Annotated in this window: 20 protein-coding genes; 6 read left to right on the forward strand and 14 right to left on the reverse strand. The window is 72.7% G+C overall.

The window, feature by feature from the left end; all coding sequences use genetic code 11:
• Positions 1-4: 4 nt before the first annotated feature.
• On the reverse strand, positions 5-565 hold the full coding sequence (locus tag ACZ6S5_RS00305) for a carboxymuconolactone decarboxylase family protein (RefSeq protein WP_465996164.1): 561 nt from the start codon (positions 563-565) through the stop codon (positions 5-7).
• Positions 566-628: 63 nt separating this feature from the next.
• Between ACZ6S5_RS00305 and ACZ6S5_RS00310 the strand changes: the two genes are divergently transcribed.
• Positions 629-1,099: a MarR family winged helix-turn-helix transcriptional regulator gene (locus ACZ6S5_RS00310; protein WP_465996166.1), complete on the forward strand. Its 471-nt coding sequence runs from the start codon at positions 629-631 to the stop codon at positions 1,097-1,099.
• 9 nt (positions 1,100-1,108) lie between these two features.
• Here ACZ6S5_RS00310 and ACZ6S5_RS00315 read toward each other — a convergent pair whose 3' ends face one another.
• Positions 1,109-2,590, reverse strand: coding sequence for an AAA family ATPase (locus tag ACZ6S5_RS00315; protein WP_465996168.1), 1,482 nt, complete (start codon positions 2,588-2,590; stop codon positions 1,109-1,111).
• Positions 2,591-2,685: 95 nt separating this feature from the next.
• Between ACZ6S5_RS00315 and ACZ6S5_RS00320 the strand changes: the two genes are divergently transcribed.
• A complete protein-coding gene (locus tag ACZ6S5_RS00320) occupies positions 2,686-2,886 on the forward strand; it encodes a hypothetical protein (protein ID WP_465996170.1) in 201 nt (66 codons plus the stop codon).
• A gap of 24 nt (positions 2,887-2,910) precedes the next feature.
• Here the strand turns inward: ACZ6S5_RS00320 and ccsB are convergent, their stop codons facing one another.
• The 6 genes from ccsB to hemL are packed head-to-tail and all read right to left on the reverse strand — an operon-like array spanning position 2,911 to position 8,917.
• On the reverse strand, positions 2,911-3,894 hold the full coding sequence (gene ccsB / locus ACZ6S5_RS00325; RefSeq protein WP_465996172.1) for a c-type cytochrome biogenesis protein CcsB: 984 nt from the start codon (positions 3,892-3,894) through the stop codon (positions 2,911-2,913).
• Complete coding sequence (resB, locus tag ACZ6S5_RS00330) at positions 3,894-5,513, reverse strand: cytochrome c biogenesis protein ResB (RefSeq protein WP_465996174.1); 1,620 nt, start codon at positions 5,511-5,513, stop codon at positions 3,894-3,896. Before resB ends, ccsB begins: the two co-directional genes overlap by 1 nt.
• Complete coding sequence (locus ACZ6S5_RS00335) at positions 5,513-6,352, reverse strand: cytochrome c biogenesis CcdA family protein (RefSeq protein WP_465996176.1); 840 nt, start codon at positions 6,350-6,352, stop codon at positions 5,513-5,515. Before ACZ6S5_RS00335 ends, resB begins: the two co-directional genes overlap by 1 nt.
• Positions 6,352-6,927 carry a TlpA family protein disulfide reductase gene (locus tag ACZ6S5_RS00340; RefSeq protein WP_465996178.1) on the reverse strand — a complete coding sequence of 192 codons (576 nt, stop codon included), beginning with the start codon at positions 6,925-6,927 and terminating at the stop codon, positions 6,352-6,354. Before ACZ6S5_RS00340 ends, ACZ6S5_RS00335 begins: the two co-directional genes overlap by 1 nt.
• Positions 6,927-7,574, reverse strand: a complete 648-nt coding sequence (locus tag ACZ6S5_RS00345; protein WP_465996180.1) for a histidine phosphatase family protein — start codon at positions 7,572-7,574, stop codon at positions 6,927-6,929. The genes ACZ6S5_RS00340 and ACZ6S5_RS00345 overlap by 1 nt, the downstream gene beginning before the upstream one ends.
• Before the next feature lie 5 nt (positions 7,575-7,579).
• The gene (gene hemL / locus ACZ6S5_RS00350) at positions 7,580-8,917 is read right to left on the reverse strand and encodes a glutamate-1-semialdehyde 2,1-aminomutase (protein ID WP_465996182.1); all 1,338 of its coding nucleotides are present in this window, start codon (positions 8,915-8,917) and stop codon (positions 7,580-7,582) included.
• A 151-nt stretch (positions 8,918-9,068) separates the two neighbouring features.
• On the opposite strand from hemL, the gene ACZ6S5_RS00355 reads away from it, so the two are divergent.
• Positions 9,069-9,398 (forward strand): STAS domain-containing protein, encoded by a 330-nt coding sequence (locus ACZ6S5_RS00355; RefSeq protein WP_465996184.1) that lies wholly within the window; start codon positions 9,069-9,071, stop codon positions 9,396-9,398.
• A 39-nt stretch (positions 9,399-9,437) separates the two neighbouring features.
• Here the strand turns inward: ACZ6S5_RS00355 and ACZ6S5_RS00360 are convergent, their stop codons facing one another.
• Together ACZ6S5_RS00360 and ACZ6S5_RS00365 are read right to left on the reverse strand one after the other, a co-directional pair.
• A complete protein-coding gene (locus ACZ6S5_RS00360) occupies positions 9,438-11,030 on the reverse strand; it encodes an ABC transporter permease (protein ID WP_465996186.1) in 1,593 nt (530 codons plus the stop codon).
• A complete protein-coding gene (locus ACZ6S5_RS00365) occupies positions 11,027-11,929 on the reverse strand; it encodes an ABC transporter ATP-binding protein (protein ID WP_465996187.1) in 903 nt (300 codons plus the stop codon). The genes ACZ6S5_RS00360 and ACZ6S5_RS00365 overlap by 4 nt, the downstream gene beginning before the upstream one ends.
• A 67-nt stretch (positions 11,930-11,996) precedes the next feature.
• Between ACZ6S5_RS00365 and ACZ6S5_RS00370 the strand changes: the two genes are divergently transcribed.
• Positions 11,997-12,518 (forward strand): GbsR/MarR family transcriptional regulator, encoded by a 522-nt coding sequence (locus ACZ6S5_RS00370; RefSeq protein ID WP_465996189.1) that lies wholly within the window; start codon positions 11,997-11,999, stop codon positions 12,516-12,518.
• A gap of 3 nt (positions 12,519-12,521) precedes the next feature.
• Here ACZ6S5_RS00370 and ACZ6S5_RS00375 read toward each other — a convergent pair whose 3' ends face one another.
• Both ACZ6S5_RS00375 and ACZ6S5_RS00380 read right to left on the reverse strand, forming a co-directional pair.
• Complete coding sequence (locus ACZ6S5_RS00375; RefSeq protein WP_465996191.1) at positions 12,522-13,079, reverse strand: response regulator; 558 nt, start codon at positions 13,077-13,079, stop codon at positions 12,522-12,524.
• Positions 13,076-17,428 carry a HAMP domain-containing protein gene (locus ACZ6S5_RS00380; protein WP_465996193.1) on the reverse strand — a complete coding sequence of 1,451 codons (4,353 nt, stop codon included), beginning with the start codon at positions 17,426-17,428 and terminating at the stop codon, positions 13,076-13,078. The genes ACZ6S5_RS00375 and ACZ6S5_RS00380 overlap by 4 nt, the downstream gene beginning before the upstream one ends.
• A gap of 191 nt (positions 17,429-17,619) precedes the next feature.
• Here ACZ6S5_RS00380 and ACZ6S5_RS00385 point away from each other — a divergent pair, with 191 nt between their 5' ends.
• Complete coding sequence (locus ACZ6S5_RS00385; RefSeq protein WP_465996195.1) at positions 17,620-19,689, forward strand: SpoIIE family protein phosphatase; 2,070 nt, start codon at positions 17,620-17,622, stop codon at positions 19,687-19,689.
• Positions 19,690-19,859: 170 nt separating this feature from the next.
• Here ACZ6S5_RS00385 and ACZ6S5_RS00390 read toward each other — a convergent pair whose 3' ends face one another.
• The gene (locus ACZ6S5_RS00390; RefSeq protein WP_465996197.1) at positions 19,860-21,341 is read right to left on the reverse strand and encodes an FAD-binding oxidoreductase; all 1,482 of its coding nucleotides are present in this window, start codon (positions 21,339-21,341) and stop codon (positions 19,860-19,862) included.
• A 186-nt stretch (positions 21,342-21,527) separates the two neighbouring features.
• On the opposite strand from ACZ6S5_RS00390, the gene ACZ6S5_RS00395 reads away from it, so the two are divergent.
• Positions 21,528-23,651, forward strand: a complete 2,124-nt coding sequence (locus ACZ6S5_RS00395; protein WP_465996516.1) for a S9 family peptidase — start codon at positions 21,528-21,530, stop codon at positions 23,649-23,651.
• A 33-nt stretch (positions 23,652-23,684) separates the two neighbouring features.
• Here the strand turns inward: ACZ6S5_RS00395 and ACZ6S5_RS00400 are convergent, their stop codons facing one another.
• Positions 23,685-24,626, reverse strand: a complete 942-nt coding sequence (locus ACZ6S5_RS00400) for a threonine ammonia-lyase (protein WP_465996199.1) — start codon at positions 24,624-24,626, stop codon at positions 23,685-23,687.
• Between the last annotated feature and the right edge of the window lie 153 nt (positions 24,627-24,779).

The raw sequence follows: 24,779 nt of genomic DNA on the forward strand, positions 1-24,779 counted from the left end.
CCGCTCACCCGGCGGGTGCCCAGGCGTGGGCGGCGAGCGCCGGGTCGAGCGGGGCGTCGACGAGCCGGTTGGCGAAGGTCGAGATGGTGTACGTCCCGACGCCGAGCACCACGTCCAGCGCGTGCCGGGGGCGCCAGCCGGCGGCGAGGAAGGCGTTCAGCTCGTCGTCGGGGACGGCGCCCCGGTGGTCGAGGACGGCCAGGGTGAACCGGCGCAGCGCCTCCAGGCGCGGCTCGGGCAGCGCGGTGCCGGCGCGCAGCGCCGCAATCAGCTCGGGCGTCCCGCCGAGCCCCGTCAGGGTGGCGGTGTGCATGGCCACGCAGAGGTGGCACTCGTTGCGGGTGGCGACGGTGAGCACCACCACCTCGCGGGCGACCGGGTCGAGGTCGGTGGAATCGAAGACGGCGGTGGCGCCGAGGAAGCCCTTGAGCAGCTCCGGCGACTCGGCCAGCAGGGCGACGGCGGTGGGGACATGGCCCTGCTTGCGCTGGACGGCGGCCATGATCTGACGGCCGGCGGCAGATGCGGTGTCGGCGGTGTGGACGGTGAAGACCGGTCGGGACACGACGGAACCCCTCACGTAATATAGTCAACGTGGTTGACGAAATAGTAAACGAGGTTGTCGAACATGGCAACGCCTGACCGTCCCGGCTTCGCGCTGCCGCTGCTGCTGCTCGCCGGCTTCCGGACCCTCATCGACGACCTGCACGCCGAACTCGCCCGGCAGGGCCACCCCGAGCTGCGCCCGGCCCACGGCTTCGTCCTCCAGGCCGTCGGCCCGGCCGGCACCACCGCGTCCGACCTGGGCCAGCGCCTCGGCGTCTCCAAGCAGGCCGCCGGCAAGACCGTCGACCGGCTGGTCGCGCTCGGCTACCTGGAACGCGTCGACGACCCCGCCGACGCCCGCCGGAAGCTGGTCCGGATGACGGCGAAGGGCTTCGACGGGCTGCGCCGCTCCGCGGTCGTCTTCGACCAGCTCCGGGACCGCTGGGCGGCCACCCTCGGCGCCGACCGGGTCGCGGCCATCGAGGACGACCTGCGCCGGATGGTTCCGGCCGACGTCTTCCGCCTCGACGTACCGGGCTGGCTCGGCGGCTGAGCGGGGACCTCAGTCGTGGTAGAGGCGGGCGGAGTCCAGCAGGACGACGTCCTGCCGCGCGGACGCCGATCGGACGAGCTCGGCGACGAAACCCTGGCCACTCGCCAGCACCAACCGGGTGGCCGTGGTGTCGAATCCCGGGCGCGCGACGAGGAGCGTCCTGATCCGCTCCAACCGTTCCAGGTCGGCGGGGCCCAACCGCCGACCCCACTTGACCTCACCGATCGCCAGCAACGGGCGCGGACCGTCGCCCAGCGGCGGCTCACCCAGGGCGACCAGGTCGAGCTCGTGACTCGTCCGGCTGCCAGGATCGGTCACCGTGGCGGCGCTCGCCTCCGCCACGAGCCCACCCAGGAGATCGGGATCGGCGAAGCGCAGGGACCACTGGCGCACGATCTCCTCGAAGCGGGGGCCGAGGACCGCGCTGGCGTACCGGCGCTGCGACCTGCACCAAACGTCCGTACCCCGACGCTGCTCCAACGCCGTCCAGGCCGGACGCATGATGGCCTGATAGAACGTGATCAACGGTTCGGTGATCCGGTAGCTGCTGCGGCCGCTGCGGAACGGATCGGCCTCGCGGACCAGCAGACCGGCATCCTCCAGCACCGTCAGCGGATGCTGAAGGTCGTTGGCCTTCCGCCCGATGTAGCCCGCGATGCCACCCCGGCTGGCGTTTCCCTCGGCGACGGCCGCGAGCACCGAGTGGTACAGCGCCGCGTCACGGAGGTCCGGGTCCTCGGCAAGCAGATAACGCGCCTCACGGAACAGGGGCCGGGCAGGATTGAGCACCGCCCGGACCACCCAGTCGTCGAAGTCCGCCAGGCCCGCCGGCGCGTCGTCCTGGACGTACTCGCGTCGATAGGCGGGCGTGCCGCCCACGATGGCGAAGACCTGGACCGCCAGCCGAGGATCCGCGATCTCCCAGAAGGCCGCGGCAGCGCGGTAGTCCAACGGCTGCACCGGCAACTCCAGCCCGGCTCGACCGCGAAGCGGCGCCGATCCGGCGAGCAGGCCGCCCATGAACGAGAGCGCCGACCCGCAGAGGAGCAGGCGCGTCCGCGACTCGGTTCGCTGGGGCCGACCGGGGGTGAACGCGTGCTGGATGATCGAGGGAAGATCACGGGCGGCACGCACCAGGTACGGAAACTCGTCCAGTACGACGGTCACCGGACGCTCGCGCCCGAGAGCGAGCAGGGCGTCAACGGCGGTGCCCCAGTCGGCCAACTGGACCGGACCGGGTGCTCCCGTGTACGCACCCAGCGCCTCTCCCAGCCGGCGGAGCGACTCGGTCGCCGTCGCCTCGGTCGCGCCGAAGTAGAAGCCCTTGTCGGCCCGGGCCAGCTCGTAGAGCAACAGCGTCTTGCCCTGACGGCGGCGCCCACTGACCACACCGAGAGTGGCACCTGGCCGCTCATCGGCGACGAACCGCGTGAGTTCGCCCCACTCCACGTCCCGATCGAAGATCTCGACGGGCTTCACCGGCAGCGCCACGCGGTCACCACAATTCGTAGAACTACATTTTTTAGAAGTGTAGTCCTACATTTTGCGTCACTGACAGCATCGCGCTGGCGCGCCACGATGGGCGGATGGACGACGCGTACGTGGTCGGCGATCCGGACGGCCTGACCCCGCTCCAGGCGGAGATCCGGGACGCCGTGGCCCGGGAGCTGCACGCCCAGTTCGCGCTGCGGGCCGACCGGCTCGACCTGGCCGACCTGCCCGAGGTGGCGTACCAGATCACCCTGCGGGTCGACGGGGTGCTGAGCAGCCGGCGGCCGGCCCACTGAACGGGCGCGACCGCCGGGTGCGGGTCAGTTGACGCCGGCGTACGAGTGCAGGCCGGTGAAGAAGAAGTTGACCCCGAAGAGGTTCATCAGCATGGTCAGGAAGCCCAGGATGGAGATCCAGGTGGCCACGTTGCGCTTGATGCTCGGGGTGGCCCGGGCGTGCAGGTAGCCGGCGTAGACCACCCAGGAGATGAAGGCCCAGGTCTCCTTCGGGTCCCAGCCCCAGGCCCGGCCCCAGGCGGCCTCGGCCCAGATCGCCCCGGCGATCACCGCGAAGGTGAAGATCGGGAAGGCGAAGGCGTGCAGCGCGAAGGTCAGCCGCTCCAGGCCGGCCGCCGCCGGCAGCCGGCGGGCCAGGGTGTACGGGAAGCTCCGCTTCCCCTGCTCCCAGCCGGACCGCATCAGGTACGACGCCGCCGGCACCACGCCCAGCAGGAAGATGCCGGAGGCGAAGATGATCGTCGACACGTGGATGATGAACCAGTACGACTGCAGCGCCGGCATCAGCGGCGTGACCTGCACATAGAGCTTCAGCTCGGCGAACGCCAGCAGCAGCACCATGACCAGGGTCAGGAACAGCCCCAGCCGGCGCAGCTGCGGCTGCTTCCAGAGCACCACGAGCCAGGCGGCGACCCCGATGAAGGTCACCGTCAGCACGAACTCGTACATGTTGCCCCAGGGCATCCGCTCGGCGGCGATGCCCCGCGTGACCACCGCGGCGAGGTGCAGCGCGGCGGCGAGCACGGTGACCCAGGCGGCGATCCGCCCGGCCAGCGCGGCCCGGGCACCCGAGCGGCCGGGCCGGGACGCGGCCGGAACGGCGGGCGGCTCCTCGACGGTCCCGCCGGCACCGCCGACGCCCGCGCCGACCAGTTCCCGGGCCGGGGCGGCGGCCTTCGCCGACACCGCGCGGGCGTTGCCGAGCGCGTACTCGACGGCGTGGCTGATCATGGCGACCAGGTACGCCAGGATCGCGTACGTGACCAGCTGGTCGGAGAGTGCGGACATCACTCGTCTCCTTCTCGCGCCCGCCGGTCGTCCCGCCCGTCGTCGCTCACCGCGGCGACGAGCTGCGCGAACTCGTCGGCGAACCCCGGATGCTCGGTGCGCGGCAGCCCACCGGCCTCCACCAAGCTACTACCGCTCGTCGGAGATCCGGCGTCGGGGGGCGAAACCCGGAACCAGACCCGGCGCCGCCGGGCGAAGAGCGAGCCCATCAGGCCGACCAGCAGCGTCACGCAGGCGGCGAGCATCAGCGTCTGCCCGGGGGCGTACCGGACGGCGATGGTGATGTACGGCTTGGTGCCGACGAACTCCAGCGTGCTGCCGTCGTCGAGGGTCCACTTCTCGCCGAGGCGCAGCTTCTTGTCGCCGATCTGCTTCAGCTTGCCGTTGTCGACCTGCCGCTGGTCGAGCTTGTAGATCGAGCCGGGGATGCCAGCGTCCAGGCCGAGGTTGCCCCGGTACGCGACCAGCACCACCGCCGGGTTGCGCTCCTCGGGGAACTGGGACGACACGAACGGCGGGCTGTCCGGGGCGGTCGGCAGGTAGAGCCCGTCGAAGGCGACCTGCTGGTCGGGGGCGCGCTTGCCGGTCTTCGGGTCGACGTTCGCGTCCGGGAACGCGGCGACCCCCTCTTCCGTCGCGTTCGGGTCGCCGGTCCGCAGGAAGGGCGCGGTGCTGGTCTGGCTACGGCCGTACCGGTCGGTGTACTTCAGAATCGGCGCGTACCCGTTGCCGAGCAGGTAGACGTTGGCCGAGTTGAGCCGCAACGGCGAGTTGACCGAGAAGCCGGCGGTGCGCTTCGCCCCGTCCGGCTGGTCCACGGTCACCGTGGCCCAGTAGTGCGACGCCTGCCCGGACGGCAGATACTTCGCGTCGAACGTGTCGAGGGTGAGGCAGAACGGCGGCAGGTCGGCGCTGTCCACCCGCGGGCCCAGGGTCGCCTCGGCGTACTGCTGGCGGGTGTTGCAGAAGGCGTTCTCGTCGCCCGACACCAGGATCCGGTTGCCGTGCCAGCCGTACCAGGAGCCGACCGCGACCCCGAGCAGGACGGCGACCAGCGAGACGTGGAAGAGCAGGTTGCCGGTCTCCTTGAGGTAGCCCTTCTCGGCGGAGACCTCGTTGCCGCGCACCTGGACCCGCCAGCGGCGGCGGCGCAGCACCGCCGCGATCGCCGCGGCGTCGGCGGCGGCGGGCGCCTCCAGCACCGCGTGCTGCGGCAGCCGGTCGAGCCGCTTCGGCGCGGCCGGCGGCCGCATCCGCAGCGCCCGGACGTGGTCGCGGGCGCGGGGCAGGATGCAGCCGACCAGCGAGGTGAAGAGCAGCAGGTAGATCGCGGAGAACCAGACCGAGCCGAAGACCTCGAACATGCCGAGCTGGTCGAGCCGGGGCGCGAGGTCGGGGTGGTCGACGAACCACTGGTTGACCTTCTCCGGGTTGACCCCGCGCTGCGGCAGCACCGAACCGGGAATGGCGGCGACCGCGAGCAGGAAGAGCAGGATCAGCGCGGTACGCATGCTGGTGAGCTGCCGCCACGAGTTGCGCAGCAGGGCCAGCACCGGGTTGACCCGTCGCCGGGGCGCCTCGGCCGGCGGGCTGGCCGGCCGGTCGTCCACGGTCGTCATCAGATGCTCACCTCGCCCACGCCCACGTGCGTCTGCAACCAGATCACGAAGTTCTGCCAGCCGCCGGTGACCAGCGCCAGGCCGATCAGGATCAGCAGCGCGCCGCCGATCCGGGTGACCCAGCGGCTGTTGCGCCGGACGGCGCGGAAGACCCCGAGCAGGCGGTGGAAGCCCAGCCCGAAGACGACGAACGGTACCCCCAGCCCGAGGCAGTACGCCACGGCGAGCAGCACCGCGCGGTCGGTCCGCCCGTCGACGGTGGCCATGCCGAGCACCGCGCCGAGCGTCGGACCGGTGCACGGCATCCAGCTGAGCGCGAAGACCGCGCCCAGCACGGGGGCGCCGAGCAGGCCGGCCGCGGGCAGCCGCCGGATCCGGAACTCACGCTGCAGCCCCGGGACCACCCCGACGTAGCCGAGCCCGAGCAGCACCACCAGCACGCCGATGACGATCTCCAGCGTGCGTTCGTGCTGGAAGAAGAGCTTGCCGACGCCGGAGAAGAGGATCGCGGTGGCGGTGAACACCACGGTGAAGCCGGCGATGAACAGCATCGTGCCGGCCAGCACCCGCCCCTTCACCGCGGCCGCCGGTCGGGTCGCCGGAGGTGCCGCGACGGCCACGCCACCGCCGTCGGGCGGGGGGTCCGCGGCGGGCGGCGCCGGCGTCCGGGACCGGCCCTCGAGGTCGGCGCCGGCCAGTCCGGTGACGTACGACAGGTAGCCGGGCATCAGCGGCAGCACGCACGGGGAGAGGAAGCTGACCAGCCCGGCGAGCGCCGCCGCGCCGACGGCGAGCAGCAGCGGACCGGACTCGGCGAGCTGGCGGAACGTCTCGCCCATCAGCGCGAACCGTTGGGCGCGGGCTGCTCGGCCGCGACCTTCTCGACGATGGGCCGCAGCTCCTCCTGGGTGACGGCCCGGCGGATCACCACCGCGATCCGGCCGTCCCGGTCGAGCACGACGGTGGCCGGGGTGGAGTTCGGGGGAATGTCGAAGTTGAGCGCCTGTCGGCTGGCCGGGTCGAAGAGGCTCGGATAGGTGACCCGACCCTCCTCGAAGGCGGTCGCCTTGTCCTTGCTGTCCTGCACGTTGATGCCGAGGAAGGTCACCCCGGAACCCTTGGTGGCCTGGTAGGTGGCCTCCAGGTCGTCCGCCTCGGACCGGCAGGGGGCGCACCAGGAGCCCCAGAAGTTGACCACGACAACCTGACCCCGGTCACGCGAGATGTCGTAGCTGCCACCGGTGAGCAGCTCACCGGCCACCTTCGGGGTCTTCGACCGCTGGTCGGGGGCGCAGGTGACGGTGAGGCCGTCGCTGGCGCAGCGGCTCTCCTGACTCCCGGAGGAGCAGCCGACCAGCGCCGTCCCGGCGGTGACGGCGGTGAGCAGGACGGCGACGAGCCTCCGGGTGAGCATCAGGCCCCCTTGGCCGTCCGGGCGGTCGGCGAGATCGCGATCAGGTGGGCGGCCGGCTCGGAGTACCCGATGCCGACGATCTTGGCGCCGTCGAAGTGGAACGAGGTGAGGCTGGCCAGGCCGCACTGCCGCCTCCGCGGGTCGTGCCAGAGGCGCTTGCGCTCGACGTACCGGCGCAGGGTCCAGATCGGGAGCTGGTGGGAGACGAGCACGGCCTCACGTCCCTCGGCGGCCACCCGGGCGGCGTGCAGCGCGGCGAACATCCGCTCGGCGATCACCTGGTACGCCTCACCCCAGGACGGGGTGACCGGGTCGCGCAGCACCCACCAGTTGCGCGGGTCGCGGAACGAGCCGTCGCCCGGCGAGACCTTCTTGCCCTCGAACCAGTTCGCGCTCTCGATCAGCCGCTCGTCCACCCCGACCGGAAGCCCGAACTGGGCGGCGATCGGCTCGGCGGTCTGCTGGGCGCGCTCCAGCGGGCTGGCCACCACGTGCACCACGGTCCGCTCGGCGAGCGCCTGGGCGGCGGCCTTGGCCATCTGGACGCCCAGCTCGGAGAGGCGGAAACCGGGCAGCCGGCCGTAGAGGATGCCGTCCGGGTTGTACACCTCGCCGTGCCGCAGCACGTGCACCACTGTCTCGCTCACGACTCCTACCCCCCGTGTCCCGCCGCTGCCGCCGCCGTCGCCGCGCCGGGCAGGGCGGCGGCGATCTGCTCCAGAGCGGCGTCGTCGATCGCCGCCGAGACGAACCACGACTCGAACGCGCTCGGCGGCAGGTAGACGCCGGCGGCGAGCATCGCGTGGAAGAACGCCTTGAACGCCGGCACCTGTTGGGTGCGGGCGCTGTCGTAGTCGACCACGTCGGCGTCGGTGAAGAAGATCGAGAACATGTTGCCCGCGTACGACAGCCGGTGCGGCACCCCGGCGGCGGCCAGCGCGTCGGCGGCGAGCTTGCCCACCACGGCGGCCGTCTCGTCGAGCTTGCGGTAGAGGGCGTCGTCGGCCAACCGCAGCGTGGCCAGGCCGGCGGCGCAGGCGAGCGGGTTACCGGAGAGGGTGCCGGCCTGGTAGACGGGGCCGGCCGGGGCCAGCTTCGCCATGATCTCCGCCCGGCCGCCGAACGCCGCGGCGGGCAGGCCGCCACCCATGACCTTCCCGTACGTCCACAGGTCGGCGTCGGAGGCGTCGAGGCCGTGCCAGCCGGCCCGGGAGACCCGGAACCCGGTCATCACCTCGTCGACGATGAGCAGCGCGCCGTGCGCGTGGGCGATCCGCGCGAGCTGCTGGTTGAAGCCGTCCCGAGGGGCGACAACGCCCATGTTGCCGGCGGCCGCCTCGGTGATGATCGCCGCGATGTGCGGGCCCTCGGCGGCGAAGACCTCCTCCACGGCGCGGAGGTCGTTGTACGGCAGCACGATGGTGTCGCCGGCGGCCGCCCCGGTCACGCCGGGCGAGTCGGGCAGGCCGAAGGTGGCCACCCCGGAGCCGGCGGCGGCGAGCAGCGCGTCGGAGTGGCCGTGGTAGCAGCCGGCGAACTTCACGATCTTGGCGCGGCCGGTGAAGCCCCGGGCCAGCCGGATCGCCGACATGGTCGCCTCGGTGCCCGAGTTGACCAGCCGCACCTGCTCGACCGGGGTACGCGCGACGATCTCCGCCGCCAGGTCGACCTCACCCGGCGTCGGGGTGCCGAAGCTGGTGCCGAGCGCGGCGGCGGCGCGCAGCGCGTCGATCACCTCCGGGTGGGCGTGCCCGAGGATCAGCGGACCCCAGGAGCAGACCAGGTCGACGTAGCGGCGGCCGTCCGCGTCGAAGAGCCAGGGACCCTCCCCCCGGACCATGAAGCGCGGGGTGCCGCCGACGGCACGGAACGCGCGCACGGGGGAGTTCACCCCGCCCGGCACGATGGCCTTGGCGCGGTCGAACAGGGCCTCGGAGGCCGGCGCTTCGGCCGGGTAGCGGCCGGATCCGGCGGAAAAGGTATCGGTCACGATGCCGCCATTGTGTCAGCGCCGGGCGGCTGGTCGGCAGCCACCCCGCAGCGCGGGTTACCCGGCTCACGCCCCGCGTGACCGCCGCATGATCGTCGGGCGGCCCCCGGCTCGACAGGCCCGGTGGTCGAGATCGCGATAGGCTGACGCGGTGGATCGTGCCGAACTGTCCATCACGGTACACCGGACGGGCGACGAAGCAGTGCTTCGCCTTGCCGGTGAGATTGACATGCTCACGGCCGCCCAGCTGTCGACAGTCGTCAATGAGGTGCTGGCCGATCCCCCGCCGCGCATCGTGCTCGACCTGGCCGGGGTGACCTTCTGCGACTCCCAGGGCCTCGGCACCCTGGTGGTGCTCAGCCGCAAGGCCAGCCACGCCCAGAGCCTGCTGGTGCTGAGCAACGTCGGCGACTTCCTGCTGCGCGTCCTGGACATCACCGGCCTCCGCAGCGCCCTGATGATCCGCAACGAAGCCGCCTGACCCCACCCCCACCCCCACCCTCGCCTCGCGCGCCTCGGGTCAGGTGGTGGGGACGTCGCGGCGGTGGAAGGTGGTCAGGCCGATCGCCGAGAGGGCGAGGGCCAGCGCGGTGAGGGTCCAGAGGGGGGTGGGGCTCCAGGTGGCGCCGAGGGTCTGCGGGGTGTGGGTGAACGGGGAGAGGTCCAGCAGCCACTGGCTCAGCTTGAGCACCGCGCCGAGCTGACCGAGCAGCACGCAGACCGCGAGCACTCCCCAGGCCACCGACGCGAGCCGGGGCAGCAGCCCGTAGAGCAGCACCGCGAACCCGGCCAGCACCCAGGCCGCCGGCACCTGGGCCAGCGCGGCGCCGAGCATCCGGGGCAGCTCGCCCGGCACGTCGTGCACGCTCAGGCCGTACGTCAGGCCGGTGGCCAGACCGGTCACGGCGAGCACCACCACCGGCCCGAGCAGCGCGAACACCACGTGCGAGAGCAGCCAGGTGGAGCGGTGCGTCTCGGTGGCGAGCAGCGGCTCGGCCCGCCCGGCGGCCTCCTCCGCCCGCATCCGCAGCGCGGCCTGCACGCCGTACCCGGCCGCCGCCAGGCCGGCCAGGCTCAAGGTCGCCCCGAGGTACGCGTCGGCCAGCCCGGTGGCCCCGCCGATCCGGGCCATGATCTCCTCCAGCTGCGGGTTCCCCTCGACCGAGCGCCCGGCGGCCTTCGCGGCCCCACCGAGGATCAGCCCGAGCACGCCGAAGCCGACCGACCACCAGAGGATCTGCCCCCGGTGCAGCCGCCAGGCCAGCCCGAACGGCCCGGCGAGGGCCGAGCCGGCGGTGGCCGGTCCGAGCCGGGGCGGCAGCAGCCCGGCGCCCAGGTCGCGCCGCACCGACAGCGGGTACGCGACCGCCGCCACCAGCGCCGACACCACCAGCGGCAGCGCCAGCACCCACCAGCGCTCCCCCGCGTACGGGCGGACCCGCGCGGCCCAGCCCAGCGGGGAGAGCCAGCTCGGCCAGTCGTTGCTGGCGGTGTCCCCGACCAGCCGGAGCGCGAAGGCGGCGGCGAGCACCGCGATGCCGATCCCCCGGGCGCCGCCCGCCGTCTCGGTGAGCTGGGCGGCCAGCCCGCCCACGGTGGCGAACACGATGCCGGTCAGCGCGGCGGCGAGGCCGTACGCGTACGAGCCGGCGGCGGGCAGCCCGGTGCTCGCCAGCCCGGCGGCGGTGAGCAGGCCGAGCAGCAGGTCGGCCGCGTACGTGACGAGCAGCGCGGCGGTCAGCCCGGCGTACCGGCCGAGCACGGTGGCGCCGAGCAGTTCCCGCCGGCCGGCCTCCTCCTCGGTGCGGGTGTGGCGGATGACGGTGAGCAGGCTGGCCAACCCGATGATCACCAGCAGGAAGCCGCCGCGCTGGGCGGTCAGCGCGCCCACGCTGTCGCCGTACACCGGTCCGAGCAGCGCGATGATCGACGGGTTACGGGCCGTGCCGGCCGCGTACGCGGCCCGCTGGGCCTCGGTCGGGAAGAGGTCGAAGAAGCTGGTCGCGTAGGTCATCGGCAGGACGGCCAGGACCAGCACCCAGAGCGGGAGCAGGAAGCGGTCCCGGCGCAGGATCAGCCGGACCAGGTGGCGCGTGCCGGTCAGCGTGCTCATGCGGCCACCTCGGCCGGGCTGGTCTCGTAGTGCCGCAGGAACAGCTCCTCCAGCGTTGGCGGCTTGCTGACCAGGCTGCGTACGCCCAGCTCGGTGAGGCGGCGCAGGGCGGTGTCCAGCGCGGCGGCGTCCACGTCGAAGCGCACCCGGTTCCCGTCCACCCGCAGGTCGTGCACGCCCGGCAGGTCGGCCAGCCCGTCCAGCGGGGCGGCCAGCTCGGCGTCGATCGAGGTGCGGTGCAGGTGGCGCAGCTCGCCGAGGGTGCCGGACTCCACGGCCCGGCCGTTGCGGATGATCGTCACCCGGTCGCAGAGCGCCTCCACCTCGGCCAGGATGTGGCTGGAGAGCAGCACCGTGCGGCCGTCCTGCTTGGCCCGGTGCACCCAGTGCTGGAAGACCTCCTCCATCAGCGGGTCGAGCCCGGAGGTCGGCTCGTCGAGGATCAGCAGCTCCACGTCGGAGGCGAGCGCGGCGACCAGGCCGACCTTCTGCCGGTTGCCCTTCGAGTAGGCCCGGCCCTTCTTGCGCGGATCCAGTTCGAAGGATTCCAGCAGCTCGGCGCGGCGCTTCGGGTCGAGCCCGCCACGCATCCGGCCGAGGAGGTCGATCACCTCGCCGCCGCTCAGCGTGGGCCAGAGGGTGACGTCGCCGGGGACGTACGCCAGCCGGCGGTGCAGGGCGACGGCGTCCCGCCAGGGATCGCCGCCGAGCAGCCGGACGGCCCCCGCGTCCGCCCGCAGCAGGCCGAGCAGCACTCGGATGGTGGTGGACTTGCCCGAGCCGTTCGGGCCGAGGAACCCGTGCACCTCACCGGCGCGCACGGTCAGGTCGAGTCCGTCGAGCGCTCGGGTCCGGCCGAACGTCTTGACCAGGCCGGACACCTCAATGGGAGTTTCCATACTTCGGAAGCTACGCTTGTTTCACAAACTTGTGAAGACAGTGAGATCTGAGAGACGATCAGGTGTGATGAGCGAGACGACGCCGATGACCGAGCCGCCCCGCCCGGACGAGGAAGAGGTCCACCTCTTCGTCGAACGGATGGCGATGGCGTTCGCCGACGTCGGCTTCCCCCGGATGGCCGGCCGGGTGCTGTTCACCGTGATGAGCGCGGACGAGCCGCTCACCGCCGCCGAGATCGGCGAGCGGCTGGGGGTCAGCGCCGCGGCGGTCTCCGGCGCGGTCCGCTACCTGACCCAGTTCGCCATGCTGGTCCGGGAGCCGGTCAAGGGCTCCCGGCGGGACCGCTACCGGCTGCCGGACAACCCCTGGTACGAGGCCACCATCACCAAGACCGGCCTCTACAAGAACTTCATCGACATCGCCAACGGCGGGGTCGACGCGCTGCTCGGCCGGGCGACCCCGGCCGGCGAGCGGGTGGCCGAGATGCGGGACTTCTTCCTCTTCGTACAGGAGGAGATCGACGCCCTCGGCGAACGGTGGCGGGCCCGACGGGCCGCGACCGGGCACGGCCGGCCGGCCGACGCCTGACGGTCAGGGCGTGTTACCCCAGCGGGCCTGCTCCAGGATGTCCACCGCGCGGTCCCGGGCCTCCGGACCCTCGTCCGCGCGCAGCAGGGTAGTCGCCTCGTCCACCGCGTCGGTGAGCACCCGCCACTGCGCGTCCCGCTCCCGCACCAGGTCGGACTGGGCGGCGAGCTGTCGGGTCTTCACCCACAGCTCCACGAAGACCGACACCTTGGCCCGCAGCACCCACGGGTCGAACGGCTTGGTCAGGTAGTCGACCGCGCCGACCGCGTAGCCGCGCAGGGCGAGCTGGGCGTCCTTGTCCGCCGCGGTGAGGAAGATGATCGGTACGTGCCGGGTCCGCTCCCGCCGCTTGATGTGCGTGGCGGTCTCGAAACCGTCCATGTCCGGCATCTGCGCGTCCAGCAGAATGACCGCGAAGTCGTCGACCAGGAGCTGCTTCAGCGCCGCCTCGCCGCTCTCCACGGCGACCGACTGCACCGGAAGCCCCTGGAGGATGGCCTCCAGGGCCATCAGGTTCTCCCGCCGGTCATCCACCAGCAGCGCCTTGGCCCTCTGGGTCACGAAGTCTCCTCGCCTCGGCTCCGGCCGATCCAGGACGCCATCATCTCGATCAACTCGTCCAGGTCCACCGGCTTGGTGATGTAGTCGCTGCCTCCGGCCGCGATCGCCGACTCCCGGTCACCGGGCATCGCCTTCGCGGTCAGGAAGACGATCGGCAGGTCCACGAAGCGGTGGTTGCGGCGAATCTGCCGGGTCGTCTCGTACCCGTCCTGGTCCGGCATCATCGCGTCCATCAGCACGATGTCCACCTCCGGATGCTCGGCCAGTTGGCGGACACCATCCGCCCCGTTGTCCGAGTACAACACGGTCATCCCATGAAGTTCCAACGCGGAGGTCAGCGCGAAGACGTTCCGGACGTCGTCGTCGACGATCAGGACGGTCACGCCCTCCAGCCGCCGGGTCGCCGGGGTCTCCGCCGGCTGGGGCAGCTCCATCGGCATGAGCAGGGACGACGGCAGGCCCGCGCGCTGCGGCGAGGGCGGCGCCGGCGCGACCACCGCGTCCGGCGCCAGCACGTCCGGTACGAAGAGCGTGAAGGTCGACCCCTGCCCGGGCGCCGACGACACGGTGATCGTGCCGCCCAGCAGGCGGGCCAGGTCCCGGCTGATCGACAGGCCCAGCCCGGTGCCGCCGTACCGCCGGCTGGTGGTGCCGTCGGCCTGCTGGAACGCCTCGAAGATCAGCGAGAGCTTGTCGTCCGAGATGCCGATGCCGGTGTCGATCACGGTGAACGCGATCACCTGCCGGGCGTTGGTCAGCGCCGGCACGTCGAAGACCGCGTTCTCGGCGGCCGGGGCGATCCGCAGCGTCACCGCGCCGCTGTCGGTGAACTTGACCGCGTTGGAGAGCAGGTTGCGCAGGATCTGCTGCAACCGCTGGGCGTCGGTGACCAGCGCCGGCGGCAGGTCCTTGCTGACCCGCACCTGGAAGTCGAGGCCCTTCTCCTCGGCCTGCGGAGCGAACGCCTGCTCGACGTAGCCGCGAATCTCGGAGAAGCGGATCTCGGTCGGCTCCACGTCCATCCGGCCCGCCTCGATCTTGGACAGGTCGAGGATGTCGTCGATCAGCGAGAGCAGGTCGGAGCCGGCGCTGTGGATCGTGCGAGCGAACTCGATCTGCTTCGGGGTCAGGTTCTGCTCCGGGTTTTCGGCCAGCAACCGGGCCAGCAGCAGCAACGAGTTCAGCGGCGTACGCAGCTCGTGGCTCATGTTCGCCAGGAACTCCGACTTGTACGCCGACGCCCGGGTGAGCTGCTGCGCCTTCTCCTCCAGGCCGAGCCGGGCCAGTTCGATCTCCCGGTTCTGCGTCTCGATGTTCGTCTTCTGCTCCGACAGCAGCCGGGCCTTGTCCTCCAACTCGGCGTTGGTGCGCTGGAGCTCCGCCGACTGCTCCTGGAGCTCGTGCGCCAGCCGCTGCGACTGGGCCAGCAGCTCCTCCGTACGCCGGTTGGCCTGGATCGTGTTGACCGCGATGCCGATGGTGGTGACCAGCCGCTCCAGGAACGACAGGTGCAGCTCGGAGAAGGTGGTCACGCCGGCGAACTCGATCACCCCGAGCAGTTCGCCCTCGAAGAGCACGGGCAGCACCACCAGATCGGCGGGGGGCGTCTCGGCCAGCCCGGAGCGCAGCACCAGGCGACCGTCGGGTTGGGCGTTGACCCGGATCGTTCGCCGGGAGAGCGCGGCCTGCCCGACCAAGCCCTCGCCCGGCCCGAACGTGACGTCGTGGCCGCGCGCCACGTACCCGTAGGAGGCGGTGAGCCGCAGCCGCATGCTCCCCTCGGAGCTGTCCACCAGGAAGAACGCGCCGAGCTGCGCGTCGACCAGCGGGGTCACCTCCATCATGATCATGCGGCAGACCTCGCCGAGGTCCCGCTGCCCCTGGAGCAGGCCGCCGATCCGGGCCAGGTTGGAGTCCAGCCAGCCCTGCTCGGCGTTCTTCTTGGTCGTCTCCCGGAGGGTGACGATCATCTGGTTGATGTTGTCCTTCAGCTCGGCGACCTCGCCCTGCGCCTTGACCGCGATCCGCTGGGTCAGGTCGCCCCGGGTCACCGAGGTGGAGACCTGCGCGATGGCCCGCAGCTGGGTGGTGAGGGTCGAGGCGAGCTGGTTGACGTTCTCGGTGAGGTCGCGCCAGGTGCCGGAGACGCCCTTCACCTGCGCCTGGCCGCCGAGCTTGCCCTCGGTGCCGACCTCGCGGGCCACCCGGGTCACCTCGTCCGCGAACGACGACAGCTGATCCACCATCGTGTTGACGGTGTTCTTCAGCTCCAGGATCTCGCCCTGCGCGTCCACGGTGATCTTCTGGCCCAGGTCGCCCTTGGCGACGGCGGTGGTCACCGAGGCGATGTTCCGCACCTGACCGGTCAGGTTCGAGGCCATCGAGTTCACGTTGTCGGTCAGGTCGCGCCAGGTGCCGGAGACGCCCTTCACCTGCGCCTGGCCGCCGAGCTTGCCCTCGGTACCGACCTCGCGGGCCACCCGGGTCACCTCGTCCGCGAACGACGACAGCTGATCCACCATCGTGTTCACGGTGTTCTTCAGCTCCAGGATCTCGCCCTGCGCGTCCACCGTGATCTTCTGCGACAGGTCACCCTTCGCCACCGCCGTCGAGACCTGGGCGATGTTCCGCACCTGGGACGTCAGGTTCGACGCCATCGAGTTCACGTTGTCGGTGAGGTCGCGCCAGGTGCCGGCGACGCCGCGTACCTGGGCCTGGCCACCGAGCTTGCCCTCGGTACCCACCTCGCGGGCCACCCGGGTCACCTCGTCCGCGAACGACGAGAGCTGATCCACCATCGTGTTGACCGTGGACTTCAGCTCCAGGATCTCGCCCCGGGCGTCCACGGTGATCTTCTGCGACAGGTCGCCCTTGGCGACCGCGGTGGTGACCGAGGCGATGTTCCGCACCTGGGACGTCAGGTTCGACGCCATCGAGTTCACGTTGTCGGTCAGGTCCCGCCAAGTGCCGGAGACGCCCTTCACCTGCGCCTGGCCGCCCAGCTTGCCCTCGGTGCCCACCTCACGGGCCACCCGGGTCACCTCGTCCGCGAACGACGACAGCTGATCCACCATCGTGTTCACGGTGTTCTTCAGCTCCAGGATCTCGCCCTGCGCGTCCACCGTGATCTTCTGGCTCAGGTCACCCTTCGCCACGGCGGTGGAGACCTGCGAGATGTTGCGGACCTGGCTGGTCAGGTTGCCGGCGAGCTGGTTCACGTTCTCGGTCAGGTCCCGCCAGGTGCCGGAGACCCCGCGTACCTGGGCCTGGCCACCGAGCTTGCCCTCGATGCCCACCTCACGGGCCACCCGGGTCACCTCGTCCGCGAACGACGACAGCTGATCCACCATCGTGTTCACGGTGTCCTTGAGCTCCAGGATCTCGCCCTGGGCGGCCACCGTGATCTTCTGCGACAGGTCGCCGCGGGCGACCGCGGTGGAGACCTGGGCGATGTTCCGCACCTGCGCGGTCAGGTTGGACGCCATCGAGTTGACGCTGTCGGTCAGGTCCTTCCAGGTGCCCGCGACGTTCGGCACCTCCGCCTGGCCGCCGAGGTTGCCCTCGGTTCCCACCTCGCGGGCCACCCGGGTCACCTGCTCGGCGAAGAGCCGCAGCGTGTCGGTGAGCGAGTTCATCGTGTCGGCCAGCTCGGCCACCTCACCGCGCGCCCCGACCGTGATCTTCTGCGACAGGTCGCCCCTGGCCACCGCGGTCGCCACCTGGGAGATCGACCGCACCTGGTCGGTCAGGTTCGACGCCATGGTGTTGACCGAGTCGGTGAGGTCCTTCCAGGTGCCGGCCACCCCGCGTACGTCGGCCTGGCCGCCCAGCTTGCCCTCGGTGCCCACCTCCCGGGCCACCCGGGTCACCTCGTTGGAGAAGGAGGAGAGCTGGTCGACCATCGTGTTGACCGTGCGGCCGATGCGCAGGTACTCGCCGCGCAGCGGGCGACCGTCGATCTCCAGCGCCATGTGCTGGGAGAGATCACCGTCAGCCACCGCCACGATGACCCGGGCGATCTCCGTGGTGGGGCGCCCCAGGTCGTCGATCAGCGAGTTGACCGCCCGCTGCCCCTCCGCCCACGAGCCGTCCAGGCCCTCGTCGTCGAGGCGCTCGGTGAGCCGGCCGTCCCGGCCGACGATCCGGCTGATCCGGCGCAGGTCGAGGTGCTGCCGCTCCTGGAGCGACACCACGTCGTTGAAGGCGTCGGCCACCTCGCCGGCCAGGCCGGCCCGCCGGGGCAGCCGGACCCGGAGGTCGCCGCGGCGTACCCGCCGCAGCGCCTCCACCAGCTCGCCGAGGAGCACCTCGTGGTCGTCCGCGGCTACCGACTGTTTCGCCGTGGTCATCATTCCTCGCTCAGCTCGGGGCCGACCGGCTCGTGCCGACACGCGGCCATCCCACCATTCTGCCCGCGTGACGTCGAGGCCACGACCTGCGTACAGCACGCCACGCCGCGCATCCAGCCTGGTCCGGCGCCGCCCGGCGTGATCGGGGGGACGGCTTGGCACCCGGGGTGGCGGCGGTGGAGGATACGGAGGTGTCAGCGGAGGAGAAGCCGGCGACGAGCGGCGGCTCGGACGAGCACGTCCGCCGGGTCCGGCTTCCCGCCGACCGGCGTACGCCCGCCGCCGCCCGCGCCCTGGTCCGGTCCGTGCTCATCGAGGCCGGGCTGTCCGGTCTGGCCAACGAGGCGCTGCTGCTCACCACCGAACTCACCACCAACGCCGTCGAACACGCGCGCACCGAACTGGACATCGAGGTCGAGGCGGACGACACGGGACTGACCGTGACGGTCACCGACTTCGCCTCCGGCCCGGTCGAGGAGCTGGTGGTCGGCGTGCGCAACGATGCCGCCGAGATCACCGACGTGGCCGAGCGCGGGCGGGGCCTGCTGCTGGTCGACCACTTCGCCAGCCGGTGGGGCACCACGTACCTGCCCACGGGGAAGGGGGTCTGGTTCCGGCTCGACCGGCCCGACGCGCCGCCGTCCGCCCGGCCGGTCGCGGTCGATCGCCGTCCGCCCGTCGACGGCGCGGACGCCACCGGGGAGACCACCCCGAGCGCCGCCGCGATGAGCGAGCTGATGCAGACCAACCCCGATCCGTACGCGGACGATCCGCTGCCGGAGTTCGCCGCCGAGCTGCTGACGCGGCTCGCCGAGATGGTGGGCGCGGCCGGCGGCGTGGTCCGGCTCGACCGGGGCGACGGACAGGGCAGCCAGGTGCTCGCCCGGTACGGCCGGCCGCCCCAGGAGGGCAACGACCTGCTCCGGGTGCCGCTCGCCGTGCACCGCCCGTACGCCGGTGAGCTGGAGCTGGACGCCGCGCCCTCGGCGTACGCCCGGCCGCTGGCCGTGCTGGCCGCCGAGCGGCTCTCGCTGCACCTCGAGAACGACCGGCTGCGCCGGGCGGACATCCGCCGGTCGGCCTGGCTGACCTTCCTCGCCGAGGCGAGCGAGCTGCTCGCCCAGTCCCTCGACGTCGAGCTGACCATGGCGCTCGTCCCGCAGCTGGTGGTGCCCCGGCTCGGCCAGTGGTGCGCGGTGCACACCACCGACGAGTGGGGCCGGCTCCGGCTGGCCGCGGCCAGCCACGCGGACGAGGCGATGCTGCCGCAGCTGCACCGGGTGCTCCGGGAGACCGGGCCGGACTCGATCCAGGCCCGGCTGCGGGAGGCGTCCCGGAGCGCGGCGCAGGTGCCGTTGAGCGGGCCGATGGAGGGCTTCGCCGTACCGCTGATCGCCCGCGGGCAGCGGCTCGGCACCCTGGCCGTCGGCCGCCACCAGCGGCACCGGCACGACCCGGACGAGGTCTCGGTGCTGGAGGACGTGGCCCGACGGGCGGCGCTGGCCATCGAGAACGCCCGGATCCACGCCGAGCGGCGCCGGGTCGCCCAGACCCTGCAGAAGTCGCTGCTGCCGCCGGTGCTCCCGGTGGTCGAGGGCATCGGCTTCGCCGCCGAGTACGTGCCCACCGGCGACGAGGCCGAGGTCGGCGGCGACTTCTACGACGTGGTGCCCCTCCCGGACGGCCGGTGGCTGGTGGTCATCGGGGACGTCTCCGGCAAGGGCGTGCAGGCGGCGGCGGTCACCGGCCTGGTGCGGGACGTGATCCGGGTGCTCGTCGGCGACGGCAAGCCGCTGCCGGAGGTGCTGGTCCGGCTGAACGAGACGCTGGTCGACCGCGGTGGCGGCCGGTACTGCACGCTCGCGCTGGCGGCGGTCGGGCCGGGCGAGGACCGGCAGCTCGACGTCTCGCTGCACCTGGCCGGGCACGACCGCCCGGTGCTGCTGCGGGGCGGGGGCGGGGCCGGCTTCGTCGGCACCGGCGGCACCGCGCTCGGTCTGCTCGACTCGATCGCCACACCCACGGCGGAGGTCCCGCTCGGGCCGGGCGACGCGCTGATCTTCTACACCGACGGGGTCACCGAGCGGCGGCGCGGCCGGGAACTGTTCGGCACGGACCGGCTGCGCGAGTCGGCGGCCCCGCTCGCCGGCTACTCCGCCGACGTGGTGGCGGCCCGTCTGCGCGCCACCGCGATCGGCTTCTCGGTCGAACCCCCGCGCGACGACATCGCCGTCCTCGTCCTCCGCAACGACGCCCTCTGACCCACCGGACTCCCACCCCTCGGTCACCGCCCCGGCAGGCTGGCGCCCCGGACTGTTGATCAAGAAGTTTGCGTCGGCCAGGGGGCGGATCCTGACGCAAACCTCTTGATCAAAATGGTCCGGGGCGGGGTGGGCGGGCCGGGGGCGGACGCCCGGGGGCGGGGTGGGGGTCAGAGGCCGCCGGGGAGGCGGCCGGGGGCAAGGCGGTGGCTGGGGTCGAGGTGGGCCTTGGCGACCCGGAGGCGGGACAGGGTGGGCAGCTCGCCCCACAGGTCGACCGCCCGGCGGACCGGCCCAGGCGCGGCGACCACCACGCACCGACCCTGCCGGGCCAGCAGGACCCCACGGACGGCGGACAGGATCGAGGCCACCCGCTCCGGCGGCAGCGACCCGGGCAGCGCGGCGCGCACCGTACCGACCCCGGCGGAGCCCCGGACCGGCACCGGCCCGCCGGCCGCGTCGCGCAACGCGTAGACCGCCGCGTGCAGGTCGTTGATGGGCACCTCGATCCGCAGCGCGGTGTCCCCCGGGGCGAACGGGTAGCGCCCCCACCACTCCGGCGCGGAGTGGCTGACCACCGCCTCGTCGCCGAGCACCTCGACCAGCCGGTCCGCCCGCTCCGCCACGTGCGCCGGGCCGCCCTCCAGGAGCACCACCAGGCTCCCCGCCGCGGCCGGCCGGGTCGGCCGCCCGGTCACCGCCGGATGATCGGGGCGCCCGACGACGGAGGGGTGGAACGGGCTCACCCGCCGGCGCGGCAGCGGCACCGGGATCGGCAGGTCCAGCTCGACGGCCGCCGGGTCCAGCCCGGCGCCGAGCACCGCCCGGACCAGGTCGTGCACCTCCAGCGGGGTCCAGACCGGGCGGGACACCCAGACGCGGCTGGCCGGCACCGCCTGCACCCGCATGGTGGCCGACACCAGCACCCCGAGGCCGCCCTGCGAGCCGCAGAGCAGCCGAGCCACGTCCAGCCCCGGCAGGTCGCCACGGCCGAAGAGGGCCGCGGCGCCCCGGTGCGCCGTGCCGTCGCCGGCCGGCGCCGCGCTGCCGAACTGCGCGGTGCCGGACCCGGCCGGCGCCGCCCGGCCGAGCTGCGCGGTGCCGGCCTCGCCCAGGCTCACCAGCTCGCCCTCGGCGTCCAGATAGCGCACGCCGACGAGCTGGGCGCACGGGGTCCCGTGCCGGTGCCGGAGCGGGCCCGCCTCGTCGGCGGCGAGCACCCCGCCCACGGTCGCCCCCGGGGACGGCGCGTCGATCGGCAGCCGCCGGCCGGCGCGCTCCAGGGCCGCCTGCACCGCCCGCAGCGGGGTGCCGGCCCCGACCTCGGCCAGCGTCGAACCCTGCGGCTCGTGCCAGACCCCGGCGAGCCGGCCGGTGTCGAGCATGATGTCGACCTGCTCCGGGGCCGCCCCCCAGTCGATCTTGGTGCCGGCACCGCGCGGCACCACGGTCAGGCCGTGCGCGGCGGCCAGCCGCAGCACCTCGGCGGCGGCGTGCGGGCCGCCCGGCACCGCCACCCAGCGGGCCGTCCGGCCGGCCACCTCGTCGGCCGCGCCGGCGAAGCGGGCGAACGGCGGGCCGCAGATCTCCGCCAGTCGTCGGGTTATCTCGAGGGCTCCGGGTCGATCGGTGGAACTCGCTGCAGCCGCCATGGCGGTTATCGTACACATGTTCGAAAGAGCTGGTGGCGTGTCGCCGCAACCGGGCTCGGCGCGCACGCCCGGAGGCGCGTCCCCGGCCGGTAACGTGACGCCGTGACCACCGATACCCCCGACAACGCCGGCTCGGCTGGCGGCCGTGATTCGGCCTCCGCGCCGCTCGGCGGCGCTCCGGACCGAATGACCGCCGGTCCGTCGTCGCGCCGCGACCTGGAGCCGTCGCCCGTGCCCGTCGCCAAGCGCGTCCCGACCGAGCGCACCCACCACGGCGACACCGTCGTCGACGAGTACGCCTGGCTCACCGCCAAGGACGACCCGGCGACGATCGCCTACCTGACCGCGGAGAACGCGTACACCGAGACGCGCACCGCGCACCTGGAGCAGCTGCGCACGACCCTGTTCGAGGAGACCCGCCGGCGCACCCAGGAGACCGACCTGTCGGTGCCCACCCGCAAGGACGGCTACTGGTACTACACCCGCACCGTCGAGGGACAGCAGTACGGGGTGCAGTGCCGCCGGGCCGTCCGCGACGGCGAGACCGCGCCGCCGGTCAGCGAGGACGGCGCCCCACTCGACGGTGAGGAGGTGCTGCTCGACGGCAACCAGCTCGCCGAGGGACACGACTTCTTCTCGCTCGGCGCGTTCGACGTCAGCCCTGACGGGCGCTGGCTGGCCTACTCCACGGACTTCTCCGGCGACGAGCGGTTCACCCTGCGGATCAAGGACCTGTCGACCGGCGAGGTGCTGCCCGACGAGATCCCGGACACCTTCTACGGCACCGCCTGGTCGAGCGACGCCTCCACGCTCTTCTACGTCACGGTGGACGACGCGTGGCGGCCGAACCGCGTCTGGCGGCACGCCGTGGGCACCCCGTCGGGTGAGGACGTCGTGGTCCACCAGGAGGACGACGAGCGGTTCTGGGTGGGCGTCGAGCTGACCCGCTCCGAACGGTTCGTGGTCATCGACATCCACAGCAAGATCACCAGCGAGGTACGGGTGATCCCGGCCGCCAACCCGACCGGCGAGCCGGCGATCATCGCCCCGCGCCGGCAGGGTGTCGAGTACGCGGTGGAGCACCACGGGCACCGGTTCCTGATCCTGCACAACGACGGTGCGGAGGACTTCGCGCTGACGTACACCTCGGCCGACGCGCCCGGCGACTGGACCCCACTGATCCCGCACACCCCCGGCACCCGGCTGGAGGCCGTCGACGCGTTCGAGAACCATCTGGTCGTCTCGCTGCGCAGCAACGGGCTGACCGGCCTTCGGGTGCTGCCGATCGGCGGCGGCGACCGCTTCGACATCGACTTCCCCGAGCCGCTCTACAGCGTCGGGCTGGACGCCAACCCGGAATACCGCACCACCGAGGTGCGGCTGCGCTACACCTCGCTGGTCACCCCGGACTCGGTCTACGACTACGACCTGGTGACCCGGCAGATGGTGCTGCGCCGGCGCAAGCCGGTCCGGCCGGGCCCGGACGGGCGGGCCTACGACCCGGCCGACTACGAGCAGCACCGGGACTGGGCCCTCGCCGACGACGGCACCCGGGTGCCGATCTCACTGGTCTGCCGCAAGGACACCCCGCGCGACGGCTCCGCCCCCTGCGTCATCTACGGCTACGGCTCGTACGAGGCGAGCATGGACCCGTGGTTCTCGATCGCCCGGCTCAGCCTGCTCGACCGGGGCGTCATCTTCGCCGTCGCGCACATCCGCGGCGGTGGTGAGCTGGGCCGGCGCTGGTACGACGAAGGCAAGCTGCTGGCCAAGAAGAACACCTTCACCGACTTCGTGGCCTGTGCCCGGCACCTGGTCAAGGCCGGCTGGACCACGAGTGACCGGCTGGTCGCCCGGGGTGCCTCGGCCGGCGGCCTGCTGATGGGGGCGGTGGCCAACCTCGCCCCGGACGCCTTCGCCGGGATCGTCGCGCAGGTGCCCTTCGTGGACGCGCTCACCTCGATCCTCGACCCGTCCCTGCCGCTCACCGTCACCGAGTGGGAGGAGTGGGGCAACCCCCTCGACGACCCCGAGGTGTACACGTACATGAAGTCGTACACCCCGTACGAGAACGTGACCGCGGTCGACTACCCGGCCATCCTCGCGGTGACCAGCCTCAACGACACCCGGGTGCTCTACCACGAGCCGGCCAAGTGGGTCGCCCGGCTGCGGGCCGTCGCGCCGCAGGGCGACTACCTGCTCAAGACCGAGATGGGCGCCGGGCACGGCGGCCCCAGCGGCCGGTACGACGCCTGGCGCGAGGAGGCCTTCATCAACGCCTGGATCCTGGACCGCCTCGGCCGCGCGTGACCCACCGGCGGAGGGGCCGACCGGCCCCTCCGCTCAGGCCAGCGCCGACGCGAGCACCGCCGGGTCGACGTTGCCGCCGGTGACCACGGCGACGGTCCGGCCCGGCGGCAGCTCGTCCCGGTGGAACAGCCGGGCCGCCAGCGCCACCGCACCGCTCGGCTCGGCCACCAGCCGGGCCTCGCGGACCAGCCGGGCCAGCGCCGCGGCGATCTCCTCCTCGCTGACCGTGACGATGCGGTCGAGCCGTTCCCGCAGGTGGGCGAGGGTCAGCGCGGACAGGTTGGTGCGCAGCCCGTCCGCGCTGGTGCGGTAGGTCCGCTCGACGTCCCAGACCACCACCTCGCCGGCGGTCAGGGAGTCCCGGGCGTCGGCGGCCAACTCCGGTTCCACCCCGATCACGGCCGCCGACGGGCGCAGCGCCCGTAGCGCCGTGGCCACGCCGGAGGAGAGCCCACCGCCACCCACCGGCACCAGTACGACGTCCACCTCGGGCAGGTCGGCGACGATCTCCAGCCCGATGGTGCCCTGCCCGGCGATGATCCGCGGATGGTCGAAGGGGGGCACCAGCGCGGCCCCGGTCGCGGCCACGATCCGCTCCGCCTCGACCAGCCGGCGGGCCGGCGGGACGAGTCGCACCTCGGCGCCGAGCCCGCGGATCCGGTCCACCTTCACCCGCGGCGCGCCCTCGGGGACGACCACCGTGCAGGGCACGCCGAAGGCCCGGGCCGCGTACGCGAGGGCCTGCCCGTGGTTGCCCGAGGAGTGGGTCACCACGCCCCGGGACCGGGCCGCCGGGTCGAGCCGGGCCACCGCGTGGGTCGCCCCGCGCAGCTTGAACGACCCCACCGGTTGCAGGTTCTCCGGCTTGAGCCACAGCTCGTCGTCCCAGAGCGTCGGCAGCAGCGGGGTACGCACCACCGTCCCGGCGATGTCGTCGGCGGCGATCCGGACGTCAGCGATCGAGACCAGCTCCATCGCCCCATCCTGCCCGGCCCCCGCCCGCTCCGCCGCCCATGATCGCGGGCCGGGCTCAGTCCGGTGACCGCGCTCGATCCTGGAAACAGTCCCCTCGCCGCCCGTGCGGCACCACTACATCCATGATTGAGCGCGATCCTGCCGTGGCGGCCT

The sequence above is a fragment of the Micromonospora sp. NPDC051924 genome (assembly GCF_055586005.1).